This window comes from Streptomyces sp. NPDC051578 (assembly GCF_044454045.1).
In the GTDB taxonomy this organism is placed as follows: domain Bacteria; phylum Actinomycetota; class Actinomycetes; order Streptomycetales; family Streptomycetaceae; genus Streptomyces.
On the sequence record NZ_JBITDH010000009.1, the window covers coordinates 13,553 to 28,060 of the forward strand.

The following is a 14,508-nucleotide window of genomic DNA, read 5'->3' on the forward strand; positions in this document are numbered from 1 at the left end:
TCCTGGCCTGGTACTACGCAAGCGATCCCGTTGCCGGACCGGACGGCCTCACCGCGGAAGTGAGGCCCATAGTCGACCATGAGCGCGCCGTTGTGAAGCATGGCTCCCCCTAGTGTCAGGGATGGTGCGGGAGCCTCCGAGGACGTGTTCCGACTGTGCCACGTCTTGTGGAATTTGGAACTACTTGAGCCCAAAGTGATCAGAGAAATTCTGGGTGTTACGGCCGGTACCCAAAAGGTTGTACGCGAATCATCTGATTCTGGGCTCAGATCAGGCCGGCGGCGCGAAGATCCTTGACCGCCCGCTCGCTCAGGGCGCGGATCTGCTCGGACGTCAGGCCGTCGGTAGTGGCAACGACGGCCAGCTGGATGACGCCACGAGCTTCGGCGTCGTGCGCCTCGGGCGGGAGCTCAGAGACGACAGTCCCGCGCTCCGCCTTCGATGGGTCGACGGGCACGGGTGCGCCGCCTTCAAGGATGGCGATGCAGCTTCCGGGGGCCCACTGGAGGAGGCCGTCGATCTTGACGTAGTTCGTCTCGCGGATTGCTTCGCCTTTTTCGACCCGCTGCCAGGTGCCCTTCGAGGTGCCTCCGGCCTTGGCATTGAGGTCGTTCAGGGCGAGCCCGAGTTCCCGGCGGCGCTTGCGCGCAGCGATAGCAAGACGGTCGAGGTCACTGGGTGCCATGCCCCCATCTTGGCAGGACTCGGCGGGACCAGCCAGGACTGGACCAGATGTTGGCCACAAGTCGACACCGAATCTCCGCAGGTCAAGGGCATGTAGGGCTATCTCAGTTCCAGATCGGGGTAATCAATGGGCAACTGTGTCTAGACAAGGTGGGCAACTGTGGGTAAGTTCAATGCATGCACCAACCCCCAACCACCTTCGAAGTGGAGGGGGCGGCGATATGTACCAAGCGCATGCAAGCGGGGTTCTCAGTGAGGCAACTCGCTGAGCAGGTCGGCTGCAGTGACAGCTACCTGCGAAAGCTCGAACGAGGCACCCGCAACCACATGGGCCCGCAGTTGTACGTCCGCCTCCGCACCGCACTCCATGCGACCGATGACGACCTCCTTGGACTCCCCAGGAGCGACTGAAAGGAACAACGTGACGACCACCCGGTCCCCTGACACTGACACCGACATCAACGGCGCGAATACGCCGAAGAAGCCGGAAGACCTGAATGCGCTCGTCTTCGACCTCCGCGAGATGGCATGGCTGCTCAAGTGCAGCGTCAAGACAGTGAGGCGGCGCGTCGCCGAAGGCTACCCGCACACCAGGAAGGGACCTCGCTCCCCGATCAAGGTGAACCGGGACGACCTGCCGTACTGGCTGGAGGCCGACCGAATCGGCCCCCCGCTCAACCGAAGCAAGCGCCGGCCGAGTCGCGCCGCCTAGCTGCGGCTATGCGGCCCCGACCGCCGGGCCTTACACCGCCGGCCGAGGCCTACGAGATCCACCCGAATCTCCTGCACCTACATGCAAGAGGAAGAGGACCCCATGTCCCACATCATGCCCGCCTCGTCGGGCGACACCAACCCCACCGCCGAATTGCGCGCCGACATGCTGGCCGAGGCCGACGAGACTCTCGACTGGCTGATGGGCCTCGGCACCAGGGACCGCAACACGATGGCGGGCCTGCTGGAGAACGCCGCGTCCGGCTGGATCCACGAGCTGCACGACGACGACTGCGACGACGACGCCTGCACCGGCTGCGCCGACGCCGAGGTCGGTGAGTCGCGATGACCACGACGCCTCGCCGTATCGCTGACCTGGATCGCCCGCTCGTCGAGCTGGAAGCCGCTGCCCGTACTGCGCCGCGGCCCCCGTACACGCCGTCGCCGGAGGAGCTGGCTCGTCGGGCCGCCGCTGCCGAAGAGCTGGCCGCTGCCGCAGCAGTGCGCGGCCTGTCGCCCGAGGAGTACATCCGGCTCGGCACCCGCGCCGTCGAGGGGCACCTGCTCCACCACGCCGACCCGGCCGACACGACCCGCCCGTTCCCCGACCTGTCCAAGGGCATCCCGGCCCGACTCCTCGACGGAGGCCAGTCGTGAGCGCCCCGACGGAGCCGCGACCTGCGGCAGACGTGGTGCAGGACGCGCTCGCTCGTGCCGACTTCGCCTTCCAGGAGCTGTTCGGCCCGCCCGACCTGTGGTCGGAGGCCGTACTCACCGAATACCGGCTGGATCAGCACATCGCCCGTAGGCGGGCCACGAACTGGGGGGAGGCGGCATGAGCGTCGATGAGGGCACCTGGATCCGCCGAATGAAGCCGGAGGCCGAAGCGGAGCTGATCCGACAGCTCGCCCAGAGGCGCACCGACAACGCGATCGGTCACCGGCCTAGCTGGTGCAGCTGCGACGTATGCCGCATCGAGTGGGCGGCTGTCCGCCGCCAGGTCCGCGCGTACAAGCAAGCCGCGAGGGCGGCGTGATGGCCCGCACCGAGATCGTGACGTCAGTCTTTCTGTCCGACGTGCCGCCTGGACCTGAGGTACCGGACCGCACCGTCGACCCCGACTTCGCGGCCACGGTCGCCGCCGGCTACGTCGAGTCGGACTCCGAGTTCGCCGTCCGCATCGGGGGCCAGCCGTGACCCTCCGCCGCGCCGCTGTCCTGGACGCCCTCGCGGCCCTCGCATCCATCGCGCTCATGCTCCTCGGGCGCCGCATCCACCGAGGAGGACCCCGTGCCTGACCTGTACCCCGTGATCGTCGAGACGCGCGAACGCCATGTCGTCTGGGAAACGGCTGACAGCCTCGAGGACGCGATCGCCCACCTCTCCAAGGACTCCGAGATCTACCTGAGCCTGAGCTCGTCGACGCTGTTGGAGAACGGGCTGGACCTGTACGTCGAAGCTCCGAGTGAGTGGGAGTGGGACGACCTGGTGGACCTGCGACCCGAGGCGGCGGCGCTACGACCGGCAGAAGAGGAGGCCTCCGATGGCCACTGACCGACTCGCCGAGATCGCCGAGTCCCACCCGGGCGACTGGTACAGCGGCGAGTGGCGTACCGAGTACGTCGAAGGAAGGTCCGACGAGCCCAGCTGCTACGTCGTGAAGCACCAGGAGTCCGGCACGGTTCTCGCGGAACTCCCGGACTGGGCGGGACCGATCGCCCTGTTCATCGCGGACGCTCACGACGCCGTCCCCGAACTCGTCGCGGAGGTGCGCAGCCTCAACGACGAGACGAGCAAGCTGGCCAACATCATCGCTGGCACCGGCCTCGCCCTGTGGGAAGAGGAGCGGGACACCGCCCGCCTGCGACTGGCCTGGCAGTCCGCCCGGCAGCGCGCCGCCGCTTACGGCGAGGGCATTCTCCGCGTCGTCAGGGACCGCGAGGCGTGGGAGGGGTGGACCAAGTCCGCCGAGGCCGAGGTGGTCCGGCTTCGGACCGTGCTCGCCGAACGCGACGAGCAGATCGCCTACCTCATCGCGGCCGAGCCCACCCTCGACGACGACCAGCCGGGGGCCCCGCAGTGAGCGACGAACTGACCCGCCTGCAGGCCAAGCTCGAGAAGTACGTCGGCAAGGAGCCGACTCTCCGCGAGGAGATGGCCTACCTGAACCGCTGCCTGAACGCTGTGTTCGAGGTGTGCAGGGAAGCGGAGAAGCAGGCCACTCGCTGGGAGAACCCACTGCCCGTACCGGAATGGGTGTCCATGGTCCGCAAGGCCGCTGCTGGTGAGCGGGAGGACCAGCCCGATGACAGGCGCCGCCGGCTCTACCTCGACGGCGAAGGCAGCGTCTGGGTCGACGGCAGCGTCACCAGCGACGGGACCCAATGGATCGGGTACGTCCACCCCTCGGGCGGCCAGTCGACCCTCGACGAAGTTCGTGCCCGGACCGGCGAGCTGCACGAGATCGGCAGGACGTGGTGAGCCTCCTTCACATATCCCGCCCGCGTGGCCAGCACCGGGCGATCGACCGGGTCGCCGTGCTGGAGCAGCAGCTGGCGGAGGCGAAGGCCCGGGCGTCCGTCCTGCAGTACCGGCTCACCATGGCCACCGCCGAACGGGACGACTTGATCGCGAAGGCCAACCGGCTCCGGGAGGAACTTGCCCGGGCGGTCGAGGCCACGCGACAGAACACCGCCGCCGTCTCGTCGCTGGCCGCGCACCCGGCTGTCGTCGAGACCCAGCCGATCCCGGTCCTGCCGCTGCACCTCTCGCCGCTCGCTGGCCCCAGCCCGAGCCACGTGCCGGGGAGGCAGTGATGGCCGACGAATGGAACGCCTTCGAGCGACTGCGGCACGCGGTACTGACTGAGGTTCCGTCTCTGATGGGCGACGGCACATGGTGCCTAGCGGAGGCGGGGCGCGTGATGAAGGACGCCCCCGATCACCGCAGGCAGCTCAGCTTCATCCAGAAGCAGCTCGACCGACTGGTCCTCAAGGGCCTGTTGCGGGAGGAACGCGGCGTGTATGTGCCCGTCAAGCCGGTGAATCGTCCGGCAGCCGCCTAGAGACCGCCGGGCCGGCGGATGACACCGGCCCCCGAGCCCGGCCCCCAACCACCAGCCCCGGACGGGTGCACGCCGCCCGCCCGCGGCCCGTCACACCCTGAAAGCGAGTGCCATGAGCACCGAACTCGTCAAAGCCCAGCTGCCCGCCCCAGGCAGCATGGCCCTGTCGCTCAGCAGCATGAGCCCCCGCGAAGCATGGCTCTTCTGCGAGTCCCTCGCCGCCACCCCCCTCCTCCCGGACGCCTACCGCAAGCAGCCGGCGAGCGTGCTGTGGGCGATGGAGTACGGCCGCGCGCTCGGCCTCGACGTGGTCACCACCATCACGACCATCCACGTCATCAAGGGGAAGCCCTCCCAGTCCGCCGACCTCATGCTGTCCCGGGCACGAACCGCGGGCCACAAGGTCCGGATCAGTCCCAGCAGCACGTCGTGCGTCGTCAGCATCTGGCGCTCCGACGACCCCGAGTTCGAGAACCGCGTCGAATGGACCCTGGACGACGCCGTCACCGCCCGGCTGTGCGAACTCCGCGACGGTCGCCCATACTCCCGCAGCAAGCAGAACGAGCCTCAGTCCTGGGAGAAGTACCCGAGGGCCATGCTCCGGGCGCGAGCCATCGCGGAGTGCGTGCGTCTCGCCTGCCCCGAGGTGCTACACGGGGCGATCTACACCCCCGAAGAGCTCGGCGCCCGCGTCGACTCCGAAGGGCTGCCGATGGAAGCTGAGGTACAGCAGCTGCGGGTCGTCCGGCAGGGGGAGCCCGACCCGTGGGCCACCCCGGCAGCAACGATCCAGGCTGCCGTCGCCGACGTGCCCGCCGAGTCGCTGACCCCTGGGGGCCGTGACTACCTGCACGAAGCGATGAAGGCCGCCGACGCGGCGACCGTCCGACTGATCTGGAAGGACGCTCAGACCGAGGGCGCCCGCCCCGAGTACCTCGCCCAGATTGCCGAGGTGGGCAAATCCAAGGCGGCTGCACCCGCCACGACGCCGACCGACACGGTCACCGACGCCGAGTTCGTCGACCCAGTGGCCGAGGCAGAGCAGCAGCTCCGCGCGACCGCTGCCCGGGTCGGACTCGACACCCTCGACGCCGACTTCGAACAGTCCTACGGCCTGCCGATCTCTAAGGCTGGCGCGCAGCAGCTCAAGGAGATGAACAAGATCCTCGGCGGGGCGGCGGCATGAGCCTCAAGGACGCAGCCGCCCGCGAGGCCACGCTGAGGACGCTCCTCGACGTCATCGACGGCGAGTACAAGGCCGCCCGCGCCGAAGTGCAGGAACTCCTGGACGCGGCCTCCGCGGAGACCGGCACCACGCAGATCAAGGCCACGCTGCCGGACGGCACGCCGGTCGCCACCGTCAGCATCTCCAGCGGCTCCGCCGAAGCCAGGGTCACCGATCCCGAGGCGTTCACGGCCTGGGTCCTGGCCAACGCGTCTGGGGAGATCGAGCGTCGTTTCGTCACGGAGGTCCGGCCGGCGTTCACGAAGAAGCTCCTCGCCGAGCTGACCGCGACCGGCGGAACGGAGTGGGCGGACCCGGAGACCGGCGTCATCCACGAGGTACCCGGGGTGGCCATTCAGCCGGCGCGGGCCCGCGGCCACCGGGTCCTGTTCACAAAGACCGGCCGCGACCAGGTGATGGCTGCCTGGCGTGCGGGCCAGCTCGCTGGCGTGGCCCTGCCGGAACTGGCCGCGGAGCCGGAGCCGATCCGCTGCTCCCGCTGCCAGGGCGACGACGGCCCGTTCACCGGATCAGGGCCGGACGCGCTCTGCGACGCCTGCGCCCGCCCCGTCCCGTAGCAGCACCTGGGGGTCGGCCGCAGGCAGCGCGGCCGACCCCGCCCCAAGCAGACCACATCGAGAGGACACCGTCATGACCATCTCGCTCTGCAAGCACAGCCACTCAGTGCTTCCGCCGCACGGATCGATCTTCTACCCCGGGCCGTGCACCGGCTGCGGCGCCGCCTTCGAAGCCATCCAGGCCGAGCTCCACCGCCAGGAAGAGGCCCACATCCTCGCGACGGCGCACGACGGCACCTGCCCCAACTGCTTCCAGCCTCGCCGTCTGTTCCGGTTCCAGCCCGCGGCGCGCCCATGGCACGAGTTCGACTACGAGCCCCCCGTCACCTTCCTGTGCATGGGCTGCTGGAACGACGCGGCCATCGCCGACGAGGAAGCCGCCGACGCCCTCATCAACAGCATCTAACCCGGCCCCACCCCGGAGGCAGTCATGAACGCCGTGCAGCCCGCCCTCGACGGAACCATACCCACCCCCAAGATCCCCGCAGCCCGCCGCAAGGCCGAGGACTTCGAGACCTGGCTCGACGAAGTCTGGCCGTACTACGTAACCGCCGCCGCGACGGGCCGCACGTACACGATCTACGAAGTTGCCGAGGAGCATCGGCTGCCCGAACCCCCGGACAGTCACATGTGGGGCAGGCTCGCCACCCTGTTGCGTGAAGCCGGCTACCACCGGCCGGTCGGCTGGACCACCTCCCCACGGCCCACCTCCCACGCTTCGGGCCTTCGCACGTGGAGGGGCACCGCAGCCGCACGCAGGGAGCAGGCCGCATGAGCGCCGGGGACACGGCACTCGCCTGCATCGGCGTCGCCATCGGACTCGCCTGCCTCGCGCCCGCCGTCTTCGACGCCTGGCACAAACCCCGCACACACCGTCGCTTCCAGCGCAGCGCCCAGCAGGCCGCCCGGGCCCCGCGCACCGAAGCCGAAGTCCGTGCGGACCTCGCCGCGGCCCGAGCCCTCGTCGAGCAGCACGTCACCGACATCAAGTTCGCCCGCATCATCGCCGACCAGTTCCCGGCCGGCATCCCCCACCAGACCCGCCGGACGGAGGAAGACCAGTGACCACCCGTCGCGAAGCTCCGCACCACAACACGCTGACCTGCTACACCCGCTATGGATGCCGCCTCCCCGCCTGCGTGGAACGGAAGCAGAACTGGGCGGAAGAACGTACCGCAGCCATGCGCAACGGCACTTGGAAGCCCTACGTGGACGCCGCTCCGGTCCGCCAGCACATCAAGGCCCTTCTCGCTGCTGGTCTGACTCAGGACCGTATCGCCGCGCTCGCCGAGCTCCCCCACCAGAGCGTCGCTGACTTCACGGGCGGTATCCGGGGCCGAGGGATCCGTCACCGTACCTCAGCTGACATCGCAGCCCGCATCCTCGGCATCGACCCCAAAGTGGCCTCGCCCGTCCGCATCGGGGCCACGGGCACCCATCGGCGCATCCAGGCTCTCATCGCAGTCGGCTGGCCCCTGACCCACCTCTCGACGCGGTCCGGTCTGCACGCAAGCCGAGCCGACCAGATCCTGCGCCAAGACACCGTGCGCATCGAGACCGCCCAGCGCATCCAAGAGGGCTACGACACCCTGCGGCGACTGAGGCCGGAGCGCCACGGGGTCCCGGAACACAAGGCACGGCTCTCCCGAGACCGCGCCGCAGCAGCCAAGTGGCCGCCGCCGAAGTACTGGGATCGCTTCCCCGACGCAATCGACGACCCGCACTTCACGCCCGAGTACGGCCGGACGAAGGCGGACCTGCTCGCAGAAGAGGCGACGTGGCTCGTCACCACTGCTGGCCTGACACGAGCTGAGGCCGCCATCCGCCTCGGCAAAGACAAGACGTACATCGACCGGGTCCTGGGACCCCAGCGCAAAGACATGCGAAAGGCCGCCTGATGTCCTACCGCAACGACGACACCGAGCTCACGGTCATGGACTGGTTCTGCGGTGCCGGCGGATCCAGCCAGGGCGCCCACGCCATCCCCGGCGTCCGCGTCGCCCGCGCCGCGAACCACTGGGAGCGGGCCATCGAGTCCCACGCCGCGAACTTCCCCGAGACCGACCACTACCGCGGCGACATCCGCGAAGCCCCCGTAGACCGCTGGCCCGTCACCGACATCTTCTGGGCCAGCCCCGAATGCCCCCAGTGGTCGAACGCCCGCGGCAAGAAGCGCGACTTCGCCGACAGCCTGCAGGGCGACCTCTTCGGCGACGCCTTCGCCCCCTCCGAGGAAGTCGAGCGTTCCCGCGCCCTCATGGAAGAAGTCCCCATGTACCTGCGCGGAGTCCAGGAACGCGGCGGCCTCGTCAAAGCCGGAGTCGTGGAGAACGTCGTCGACGTCCGAGCCTGGGACCAGTGGGACCGCTGGATCGGCGAGATCAAGAAACTCGGCTACCTCACCCGCACCATCGCCCTGAACAGCATGCACGCCGACCCGCGGGCCCTGCACGCAGCACCGCAGTCCCGAGACCGGCTGTACGTCGCCTACTGGCACCAGAGCCTGAACCGCACGCCCGACTGGAACAAGTGGCTGCGACCCCGCGCCTGGTGCACCGGCTGCGAAGCCTGGATCCGGGCGGTCCAGGTCTTCAAGGACCCCGCCAAGGACATGGGCCGCTACCGGCAGCAGTACGTGTACCGCTGCCCGCAGGTGAAGTGCCGGAACCAGATCGTCGAACCGTCCACCCTCCCGGCCGCCGTCGCCATCGACTGGAGCATCCCCGGCCAGCGCATCGGCGACCGGACCAAGCCCCTCGCCGACAAGACGCTCGCCCGCATCCAGGCCGGCCTCGACAAGTTCGCCCGCCCCATGGTCGTCCCCGCAGGCGGCACCTGGCGCGACGTCGGCACGCCCCTCGACGAGCCGATGCCGACCCGGACCACCCGCGAGAATGACGGCCTCGCTATCCCACCGCTCCTCATCCCGGTCGAAGGCCGCGACGGCAAGGAGCCCGCGTCCGCTAATAGCCCGCTGCGAACCCAGACCGCACGCAACGAGACCGGACTCGCCTGGCTCCCCTTCATGGTCACCATGCGCGGAGGCGGCGACCAGCTCCGAGGCCGCGCCATCCACGAGGCCCTCGGCACAGTCTCCGCCAACGGCAACCACCACGGCCTCGTCACGCCGAACGTGCCCGCCTTCGTCATGCGGAACAACGGCAGCCGGAGCGGACCCGGTGGCGAGCACTGCACCTCCGCCGCGGAATACCTCCGGACGATGACCACCGCCGGACACCAGTCGCTCGTCACTTGGGATCACCTGCTCGTCCCCTACTACGGGAACGGCACCGCCCGCCCGGTCGCCGAACCGGTGGGAACGCTCTCCACCCGCGACCGGTACGCGCTCGTCACCGGAGACGTCGACGTCCAGGACGTGCTGTTCCGGATGCTCGAGCCGCACGAAATCGGCCGGGCCATGAGCTTCGCCGACCAGTACATCGTCCTCGGCAACAAGCGCGAACGCGTCCGCCAGTACGGCAATGCCGTCACCCCGAACGCCGCCGAAGTCATCCTCTGCGCCCTCACCGAAGCCATCAGCGGCGAGGAACTCGACCGTCACGTCGAGCCGGCGCTCGCCACCGCCGCCTGACCGCGGCACCACCACCCGCACCAGCCAGCCAGCCAGAGAGAAGACGCCCGTGAGGATCCGCCGCAGCAGGCTGACGAAGGACTTCCTGCAGGTCCCTAACGCCACCGTGCGCGACGACCGCCTCAGCCACATGGCCCGCGGCATCCTCGCCGAGCTCCTCAGCCGACCCGACGGATGGCAGGCCACCGCAGACGACATGTGGCAAGCGTCAGTTGCCAAGCACGGTAAGGCCAGCCCCGGCCGACGCCAGTTCCGAGCCGCGTTCGCCGAACTCAAAGAGCACGGCTACCTCCAGACCGAGCGGGAGCTCGTCGCCCGTGGACAGCACGCCACCGTTCTCATCCTGAGTGACGTTCCCGCAGGTCGCACCGACGTACCACACGCTGGCACGTCGGCCCCACCAGCCAAAAGAGAAGAAATCCCAGGTGGGACCGACGTACCACACGGTGGTACGTCGGAGGGGTCCGCCGACGTACCACACGCCGGTACGTCGGCCCCACCTGCGGAAACGAACGAAGAAGCAGGTCGCACCGAGGTGCCACCTGGTGGCACCTCGGTCCCACCTGCGGAAACAAGCATCAGCGCAGATCGCGCCGACGTACCACACGCTGGTACGTCAACTACAGAAAACGGTGAGAAGAACACGGGGAAGAACACGTCTTCTTCTGCCGGCTCGACTCCCACAACCGAGGACGAGGAAGACAACCACCTCGACGCCTTCGGAGCCTTTTGGATCGTCTACCCGAAGAAGATCCACATGGCGAAGGCCAAAACCGAGTGGATCGCGGCAATCCGCCGAGGGGCCGACCCCAACCACATGGTTGCCGCCGCCCAGTCCTACGCCCGAGCAGTCGCCGGCAAGGACCCGCAGTACACGAGCTATCCGCAGAACTGGCTCCACTACGAACGGTACTTCGACGAGTACCCCGAAGCCGACGGCCGCCCCGGTCTCCGCGCCGTTCCCGGGACCAACCACAGCCGCCAGCAGCAAGACACCGACGACCTCTTCGACCGCGCCATGCAGCGCGCCAAGGCCCGCATGCAGCAGCAGGAGATCTCATGACACCCGACGAGACAGTAGTCCTCGCCCGCTACGTGCGGGCGCTGTGTCCCCAGCAGAAGTTCGACGAGTACACCCCCGACGCCTGGCACGACGTCCTTGGCGACTACCCCTTGGCCGCGGCCCGGCGAGCGGCGGCCACGGTTGCCAGGAGGCAGCCGTTCATCAGCCCCGCCGAGATCATCGAGGTCATCGAGCAGCAGCGGGCCGAGGCCGCCTCCGACTTCCAGGGGCCCGGCCTTCCCGCCGAGGTGCCGGACGCCAACCCCGACGACCCGGCCGCGTACATCGCCGCCCTCCGCGCCCAGCGCTATCGGGCAGCGAACGGCCACGAACTCAAGCCCCGGCCCATGAAGCAGCTGATGACAGGCGTCAGTCGGAAGATTCCGAAGCAGCCCAACCCCGAGCTCGACACAGTCCGCCGGCCCGGCCCGCTCGGGATCGCCTGCCCTCGCTGCAAGGCGGCCCGAGGTCGCCCGTGCAAGAAGCCCGGTTCCAGCGAGCGGTTCCCGCTCGGCGAACCGATGCGCGAGCCGCACCCGATCCGGATCGCCGTGGCCACCGATCAGCCCATCCCTGCCGGCCATGACGCCCACGCAGAGGCGGCTGGCAAGGAAGCCTCCCGCCTCGCCCTGCTCGACCTGGCCGACGCCGAGATCGTCGAACCCGAAGGAGAGACCGCATGACCGTCGACAACTTCCCCGCCATCAACTGCGACGGGCCGGGCTGCACCAACGCCACCCACGCCGTCCAAGTTCGGACCGCGACCGAGGTCCGCCGCCTCCGCCGAGCCGACGGATGGCGCACCCGCCCGAAGGGCCGCGACATCTGCCCCGACTGCTGGAAGGCAGGCCACCGATGACCGCCCGCCCCCGCTCGGCCCCGATGCCCGCCAGCCTCCGTAGCGGCCGGCCCCGGCACCCCGCCTACGACCACCGCTGCCCCCACTGTGGCGCCGCCGAGAAAGCCCGCTGCACGACGATCTCCGGCCGCCACACCAAGACCGACCCGTGCCCCGCCCGCATCGCCGCCTGGGTCGTCGCCACCGCCGTCTGCAGCACGTGCCAGGTGACCCCCGGCGTCGACTGCCACGACAACGGCCGCCCCATCGAGGGCCACCACCCCGCCCGCGAGACCGAAGCGAAGGAGACCGCAGCGTGAACGAGACCACGCCCAAGCCGTTCGAAGTCACCCAGTTCGAGGAGGCCGGCTGCCGCACCTGGCAGCTCACCCCCCGCAACATCAGCCGCGTGGACAACGACGTCGACAAGTGCGGCGTCTTCGCCAAGGGGTACTACGCCGCCGGGGATGACGGCCGGCCCGAGTGCATCGGGCTCCGCATCGGCGACCGCCCCAACCACGTCATCGCCTTCTACGGCGACTGGATCATTCGCCACCCCGATGGTCGCTTCACTGTCCACCCCGTCGACGAGGCCGACCGGTGAGCCCGCTGGAGCGTCTCCTCTCCGAGGAGTGGCCCGACGGCACCTTCGGCGGCCCCGCAGCCCTCAACGCCCCCGTCACGCCCCGCGGATGGTGTGCCTGGTGCGGACGGCAGGCAGCCCTCAACGCCGACGGCACCCTCCGCGCCCACCGCACCGCCAGTAACGACCCGGCCCGCTGTACGGGCAGCGGCTACCGGCCCACCAGCGTCCTGCGCACCACCCCGACCCGCGACGAAATCGCCGCCCGGCACCGCGCTGAGCTGCTCGCCGCCCTCGACGACACCGGCCGACGCCAGCCCACCCGCCAACCGGCATCCCGCCAACGAAAGGCAGCCGCCTGATGATCACCAAGCTGATCCGTGACCGGATCCCCGAGATCGCCGCTGCCCGAGGCCACGACCTGGCCGTCCACACCGCCTCCCCCACCGAGGCCGCCGAACTCCTCCTCGAAAAGCTCCACGAGGAAGCCGACGAGGTGGCCGCGGCCGACGAGCCCCGCGAGCTGCTCGACGAGCTGGCCGACGTCCTCGAGGTCGTACACGCCCTCGCCGCCATGACCGGCTGGACCCCCGAGGACATCGAGGCCGCCCGCCTCCGGAAGTACGCCGAGCGCGGCGGATTCGACCGGCGGCTCGTGCTGACCCACGAATCCGCCGACGGAGAGGCAGCCTGATGACTGCCCGGGTCGAGCACCTGATCAGCTGCGACGGCGAGGAGCGCGGGGAACCGTGCCAGACCGAGTGGGGTGGCCCCATCCCCGGCATGACCCGGGCCGAACTGCGCCGCCACCTCAAGTCGGTTGGCTGGTCCCGCGCAAGTGACGGCCGCGACCTCTGCCCCGAATGCACCGCCGCCCCTGACGCCTGAACGCAGGACGACCCCGCCCATGCAGCGGGCGGGGTCGCCCGACCACCATCTCACGAACGGAGAACACGATGCCGAACCGCATCCAGCGCAAGCGCACCGCCGGCTGGCGCCTACCCGAAGGTGCCGTGATCGTCAGCCGCCCCAGCCGATTCGGGAACCCCTTCACGATCCAGCAGGCCGAGGAAGCCGAGATGGGCAACCCGCGCAGCGCCGTCACGTCGGCCTACCGAGAGTGGCTCCGCGTCGGAACCGCGGGCGGATGGTTCGAGCAGACCTACCGCATCGGCAAGCAGACCTTCGACCGGCGCCGAATCCTCGCCGAACTCCACACCCTCCGCGGCAAAGACCTTGCCTGCACCTGCCCGCTGCCGGAGCCGGGCGAGCCCGACCACTGTCACGCCGCAGTCCTGCTCGAGCTGGCGAACTCCATTTGGGCCAGTCAGTGACCGCCCCGCGCCCGATCCGGCTGATCGCCACCTCCCGCACTGCTGCGATCCTCCGCCGCTGCTACCGCGGTCAGATCCCCGCCGACGTCCTTGAGCGGGCCCTGCTCCTCCTCGCCACCGCCGACGGCCACCTCGACGCCACCGGCACCCCCGTACCCGAGCAGCACCGGAGGCGGTCGTGAGCGGGCCGCAGCGGATGCCGCTGACCCGCCCGCAAGCCGCAGTGCTTGAAGCCGCCGCGGACGGGGCCACGCTCACCGTCGTCGCTGCCCGCCTCGGCCGGCCCCGCCCTTGGGTAGCCGCCCGGCTCTCCGAGGCATACAAGCGCCTCGACGTCGCATGGATGGGCCGCGATGAACGACGAACCGCAGCAGTCCGCCTGGCCCGCAAGCGCGGGCTGATACCTCCGGCGGGCGGCCAGGCGGCCCCGAGGAAGCCACAGGACCCCGTCTCCCGGCCGAACTAGCTCCGTAGGCCCCCGACTTCATCCGGCCCTCAAAACGCCCCGCACAGCCCCGCACAGCCGCCCGCACCCCAACGCCATCCGAAAGGCCCGACATGACCCACACCGAGATCATCACCATCCTCCCTCCGGCCGGCGCCGCACCCCACCCCAGCCGCTACTCCCACACCGACATGGACGGGGACCGGCTCCTCATCAGCACCGCCCTCTTCGACGACGGGACCCCCGGCATCTACTTCCGCACCGACCCGAATGGCTCCGGTGTCCCGCTGGCGGACCTGCCCGCGCTGATTGCGCAGCTCCAGGTGATCGCCGACGCATCCCAGGTTGAGGCCCAGGAAGCCGCCGCCCGCACCTGACCCCGCTCGACCGC

General features: G+C 69.6%; 30 protein-coding genes. 29 read left to right on the forward strand and 1 reads right to left on the reverse strand.

Features of this window, described 5'->3' with window-relative positions:
* Positions 1–265: 265 nt before the first annotated feature.
* Positions 266–685: a hypothetical protein gene (locus tag ACIA6C_RS27780; RefSeq protein ID WP_399279856.1), complete on the reverse strand. Its 420-nt coding sequence runs from the start codon at positions 683–685 to the stop codon at positions 266–268.
* Positions 686–918: 233 nt separating this feature from the next.
* On the opposite strand from ACIA6C_RS27780, the gene ACIA6C_RS27785 reads away from it, so the two are divergent.
* From ACIA6C_RS27785 to ACIA6C_RS27925, 29 genes are all read left to right on the forward strand, one after another.
* Positions 919–1,095 (forward strand): helix-turn-helix domain-containing protein, encoded by a 177-nt coding sequence (locus ACIA6C_RS27785; protein ID WP_399280232.1) that lies wholly within the window; start codon positions 919–921, stop codon positions 1,093–1,095.
* A gap of 10 nt (positions 1,096–1,105) precedes the next feature.
* Complete coding sequence (locus ACIA6C_RS27790) at positions 1,106–1,396, forward strand: hypothetical protein (protein WP_399279858.1); 291 nt, start codon at positions 1,106–1,108, stop codon at positions 1,394–1,396.
* Positions 1,397–1,498: 102 nt separating this feature from the next.
* Positions 1,499–1,744: a hypothetical protein gene (locus tag ACIA6C_RS27795; RefSeq protein WP_399279860.1), complete on the forward strand. Its 246-nt coding sequence runs from the start codon at positions 1,499–1,501 to the stop codon at positions 1,742–1,744.
* Complete coding sequence (locus tag ACIA6C_RS27800) at positions 1,741–2,052, forward strand: hypothetical protein (RefSeq protein ID WP_399279862.1); 312 nt, start codon at positions 1,741–1,743, stop codon at positions 2,050–2,052. Before ACIA6C_RS27795 ends, ACIA6C_RS27800 begins: the two co-directional genes overlap by 4 nt.
* A complete protein-coding gene (locus tag ACIA6C_RS27805) occupies positions 2,049–2,234 on the forward strand; it encodes a hypothetical protein (protein ID WP_399279864.1) in 186 nt (61 codons plus the stop codon). The genes ACIA6C_RS27800 and ACIA6C_RS27805 overlap by 4 nt, the downstream gene beginning before the upstream one ends.
* Positions 2,231–2,431 carry a hypothetical protein gene (locus tag ACIA6C_RS27810; protein WP_399279866.1) on the forward strand — a complete coding sequence of 67 codons (201 nt, stop codon included), beginning with the start codon at positions 2,231–2,233 and terminating at the stop codon, positions 2,429–2,431. The genes ACIA6C_RS27805 and ACIA6C_RS27810 overlap by 4 nt, the downstream gene beginning before the upstream one ends.
* 254 nt (positions 2,432–2,685) lie before the next feature.
* Entirely contained in the window at positions 2,686–2,949 is a 264-nt protein-coding gene (locus ACIA6C_RS27815) for a hypothetical protein (protein WP_399279868.1), read from the forward strand.
* Positions 2,939–3,478, forward strand: coding sequence for a hypothetical protein (locus ACIA6C_RS27820; RefSeq protein WP_399279870.1), 540 nt, complete (start codon positions 2,939–2,941; stop codon positions 3,476–3,478). Before ACIA6C_RS27815 ends, ACIA6C_RS27820 begins: the two co-directional genes overlap by 11 nt.
* Positions 3,475–3,876, forward strand: a complete 402-nt coding sequence (locus ACIA6C_RS27825) for a hypothetical protein (protein WP_399279872.1) — start codon at positions 3,475–3,477, stop codon at positions 3,874–3,876. The genes ACIA6C_RS27820 and ACIA6C_RS27825 overlap by 4 nt, the downstream gene beginning before the upstream one ends.
* Complete coding sequence (locus ACIA6C_RS27830; protein ID WP_399279874.1) at positions 3,873–4,211, forward strand: hypothetical protein; 339 nt, start codon at positions 3,873–3,875, stop codon at positions 4,209–4,211. The genes ACIA6C_RS27825 and ACIA6C_RS27830 overlap by 4 nt, the downstream gene beginning before the upstream one ends.
* A complete protein-coding gene (locus ACIA6C_RS27835) occupies positions 4,211–4,459 on the forward strand; it encodes a hypothetical protein (RefSeq protein ID WP_399279876.1) in 249 nt (82 codons plus the stop codon). Before ACIA6C_RS27830 ends, ACIA6C_RS27835 begins: the two co-directional genes overlap by 1 nt.
* Before the next feature lie 112 nt (positions 4,460–4,571).
* Positions 4,572–5,645: a recombinase RecT gene (locus tag ACIA6C_RS27840; RefSeq protein WP_399279878.1), complete on the forward strand. Its 1,074-nt coding sequence runs from the start codon at positions 4,572–4,574 to the stop codon at positions 5,643–5,645.
* Complete coding sequence (locus ACIA6C_RS27845; protein ID WP_399279880.1) at positions 5,642–6,262, forward strand: hypothetical protein; 621 nt, start codon at positions 5,642–5,644, stop codon at positions 6,260–6,262. Before ACIA6C_RS27840 ends, ACIA6C_RS27845 begins: the two co-directional genes overlap by 4 nt.
* 73 nt (positions 6,263–6,335) lie before the next feature.
* Positions 6,336–6,668, forward strand: coding sequence for a hypothetical protein (locus ACIA6C_RS27850; protein WP_399279882.1), 333 nt, complete (start codon positions 6,336–6,338; stop codon positions 6,666–6,668).
* A gap of 24 nt (positions 6,669–6,692) precedes the next feature.
* The gene (locus ACIA6C_RS27855; RefSeq protein WP_399279884.1) at positions 6,693–7,037 is read left to right on the forward strand and encodes a hypothetical protein; all 345 of its coding nucleotides are present in this window, start codon (positions 6,693–6,695) and stop codon (positions 7,035–7,037) included.
* Positions 7,034–7,327, forward strand: a complete 294-nt coding sequence (locus tag ACIA6C_RS27860; RefSeq protein WP_399279886.1) for a hypothetical protein — start codon at positions 7,034–7,036, stop codon at positions 7,325–7,327. Before ACIA6C_RS27855 ends, ACIA6C_RS27860 begins: the two co-directional genes overlap by 4 nt.
* Complete coding sequence (locus tag ACIA6C_RS27865) at positions 7,324–8,160, forward strand: hypothetical protein (protein WP_399279888.1); 837 nt, start codon at positions 7,324–7,326, stop codon at positions 8,158–8,160. The genes ACIA6C_RS27860 and ACIA6C_RS27865 overlap by 4 nt, the downstream gene beginning before the upstream one ends.
* On the forward strand, positions 8,160–9,854 hold the full coding sequence (locus ACIA6C_RS27870) for a DNA cytosine methyltransferase (protein WP_399279890.1): 1,695 nt from the start codon (positions 8,160–8,162) through the stop codon (positions 9,852–9,854). The genes ACIA6C_RS27865 and ACIA6C_RS27870 overlap by 1 nt, the downstream gene beginning before the upstream one ends.
* A gap of 49 nt (positions 9,855–9,903) precedes the next feature.
* Positions 9,904–10,917 (forward strand): hypothetical protein, encoded by a 1,014-nt coding sequence (locus ACIA6C_RS27875; RefSeq protein WP_399279892.1) that lies wholly within the window; start codon positions 9,904–9,906, stop codon positions 10,915–10,917.
* The gene (locus ACIA6C_RS27880) at positions 10,914–11,600 is read left to right on the forward strand and encodes a hypothetical protein (protein ID WP_399279894.1); all 687 of its coding nucleotides are present in this window, start codon (positions 10,914–10,916) and stop codon (positions 11,598–11,600) included. The genes ACIA6C_RS27875 and ACIA6C_RS27880 overlap by 4 nt, the downstream gene beginning before the upstream one ends.
* Positions 11,597–11,776: a hypothetical protein gene (locus tag ACIA6C_RS27885; RefSeq protein ID WP_399279896.1), complete on the forward strand. Its 180-nt coding sequence runs from the start codon at positions 11,597–11,599 to the stop codon at positions 11,774–11,776. The genes ACIA6C_RS27880 and ACIA6C_RS27885 overlap by 4 nt, the downstream gene beginning before the upstream one ends.
* On the forward strand, positions 11,773–12,075 hold the full coding sequence (locus ACIA6C_RS27890; protein ID WP_399279898.1) for a hypothetical protein: 303 nt from the start codon (positions 11,773–11,775) through the stop codon (positions 12,073–12,075). Before ACIA6C_RS27885 ends, ACIA6C_RS27890 begins: the two co-directional genes overlap by 4 nt.
* On the forward strand, positions 12,072–12,359 hold the full coding sequence (locus ACIA6C_RS27895; protein WP_399279900.1) for a hypothetical protein: 288 nt from the start codon (positions 12,072–12,074) through the stop codon (positions 12,357–12,359). The genes ACIA6C_RS27890 and ACIA6C_RS27895 overlap by 4 nt, the downstream gene beginning before the upstream one ends.
* Positions 12,356–12,700: a hypothetical protein gene (locus ACIA6C_RS27900; RefSeq protein ID WP_399279902.1), complete on the forward strand. Its 345-nt coding sequence runs from the start codon at positions 12,356–12,358 to the stop codon at positions 12,698–12,700. Before ACIA6C_RS27895 ends, ACIA6C_RS27900 begins: the two co-directional genes overlap by 4 nt.
* Positions 12,700–13,032, forward strand: a complete 333-nt coding sequence (locus ACIA6C_RS27905) for a nucleoside triphosphate pyrophosphohydrolase (RefSeq protein WP_399279904.1) — start codon at positions 12,700–12,702, stop codon at positions 13,030–13,032. The genes ACIA6C_RS27900 and ACIA6C_RS27905 overlap by 1 nt, the downstream gene beginning before the upstream one ends.
* Positions 13,032–13,226, forward strand: coding sequence for a hypothetical protein (locus ACIA6C_RS27910; RefSeq protein WP_399279906.1), 195 nt, complete (start codon positions 13,032–13,034; stop codon positions 13,224–13,226). Before ACIA6C_RS27905 ends, ACIA6C_RS27910 begins: the two co-directional genes overlap by 1 nt.
* A 68-nt stretch (positions 13,227–13,294) precedes the next feature.
* Positions 13,295–13,672 (forward strand): DUF4326 domain-containing protein, encoded by a 378-nt coding sequence (locus ACIA6C_RS27915; protein WP_399279908.1) that lies wholly within the window; start codon positions 13,295–13,297, stop codon positions 13,670–13,672.
* Entirely contained in the window at positions 13,669–13,854 is a 186-nt protein-coding gene (locus ACIA6C_RS27920) for a hypothetical protein (RefSeq protein WP_399279910.1), read from the forward strand. Before ACIA6C_RS27915 ends, ACIA6C_RS27920 begins: the two co-directional genes overlap by 4 nt.
* A 376-nt stretch (positions 13,855–14,230) precedes the next feature.
* On the forward strand, positions 14,231–14,494 hold the full coding sequence (locus tag ACIA6C_RS27925; RefSeq protein WP_399279912.1) for a hypothetical protein: 264 nt from the start codon (positions 14,231–14,233) through the stop codon (positions 14,492–14,494).
* Positions 14,495–14,508: the final 14 nt, after the last annotated feature.

What these genes read in the sequence shown, in the direction of transcription:
- ACIA6C_RS27780 (WP_399279856.1), bottom strand. Translation starts at nt 685, where the DNA reads ATGGCACCCAGTGACCTCGACCGTCTTGCTATCGCTGCGCGCAAGCGC.
- ACIA6C_RS27785 (WP_399280232.1), top strand. Translation starts at nt 919, where the DNA reads ATGCAAGCGGGGTTCTCAGTGAGGCAACTCGCTGAGCAGGTCGGCTGC.
- ACIA6C_RS27795 (WP_399279860.1), top strand. Translation starts at nt 1,499, where the DNA reads ATGTCCCACATCATGCCCGCCTCGTCGGGCGACACCAACCCCACCGCC.
- ACIA6C_RS27800 (WP_399279862.1), top strand. Translation starts at nt 1,741, where the DNA reads ATGACCACGACGCCTCGCCGTATCGCTGACCTGGATCGCCCGCTCGTC.
- ACIA6C_RS27810 (WP_399279866.1), top strand. Translation starts at nt 2,231, where the DNA reads ATGAGCGTCGATGAGGGCACCTGGATCCGCCGAATGAAGCCGGAGGCC.
- ACIA6C_RS27820 (WP_399279870.1), top strand. Translation starts at nt 2,939, where the DNA reads ATGGCCACTGACCGACTCGCCGAGATCGCCGAGTCCCACCCGGGCGAC.
- ACIA6C_RS27835 (WP_399279876.1), top strand. Translation starts at nt 4,211, where the DNA reads ATGGCCGACGAATGGAACGCCTTCGAGCGACTGCGGCACGCGGTACTG.
- ACIA6C_RS27840 (WP_399279878.1), top strand. Translation starts at nt 4,572, where the DNA reads ATGAGCACCGAACTCGTCAAAGCCCAGCTGCCCGCCCCAGGCAGCATG.
- ACIA6C_RS27845 (WP_399279880.1), top strand. Translation starts at nt 5,642, where the DNA reads ATGAGCCTCAAGGACGCAGCCGCCCGCGAGGCCACGCTGAGGACGCTC.
- ACIA6C_RS27850 (WP_399279882.1), top strand. Translation starts at nt 6,336, where the DNA reads ATGACCATCTCGCTCTGCAAGCACAGCCACTCAGTGCTTCCGCCGCAC.
- ACIA6C_RS27855 (WP_399279884.1), top strand. Translation starts at nt 6,693, where the DNA reads ATGAACGCCGTGCAGCCCGCCCTCGACGGAACCATACCCACCCCCAAG.
- ACIA6C_RS27860 (WP_399279886.1), top strand. Translation starts at nt 7,034, where the DNA reads ATGAGCGCCGGGGACACGGCACTCGCCTGCATCGGCGTCGCCATCGGA.
- ACIA6C_RS27870 (WP_399279890.1), top strand. Translation starts at nt 8,160, where the DNA reads ATGTCCTACCGCAACGACGACACCGAGCTCACGGTCATGGACTGGTTC.
- ACIA6C_RS27880 (WP_399279894.1), top strand. Translation starts at nt 10,914, where the DNA reads ATGACACCCGACGAGACAGTAGTCCTCGCCCGCTACGTGCGGGCGCTG.
- ACIA6C_RS27885 (WP_399279896.1), top strand. Translation starts at nt 11,597, where the DNA reads ATGACCGTCGACAACTTCCCCGCCATCAACTGCGACGGGCCGGGCTGC.
- ACIA6C_RS27890 (WP_399279898.1), top strand. Translation starts at nt 11,773, where the DNA reads ATGACCGCCCGCCCCCGCTCGGCCCCGATGCCCGCCAGCCTCCGTAGC.
- ACIA6C_RS27905 (WP_399279904.1), top strand. Translation starts at nt 12,700, where the DNA reads ATGATCACCAAGCTGATCCGTGACCGGATCCCCGAGATCGCCGCTGCC.
- ACIA6C_RS27910 (WP_399279906.1), top strand. Translation starts at nt 13,032, where the DNA reads ATGACTGCCCGGGTCGAGCACCTGATCAGCTGCGACGGCGAGGAGCGC.
- ACIA6C_RS27915 (WP_399279908.1), top strand. Translation starts at nt 13,295, where the DNA reads ATGCCGAACCGCATCCAGCGCAAGCGCACCGCCGGCTGGCGCCTACCC.
- ACIA6C_RS27925 (WP_399279912.1), top strand. Translation starts at nt 14,231, where the DNA reads ATGACCCACACCGAGATCATCACCATCCTCCCTCCGGCCGGCGCCGCA.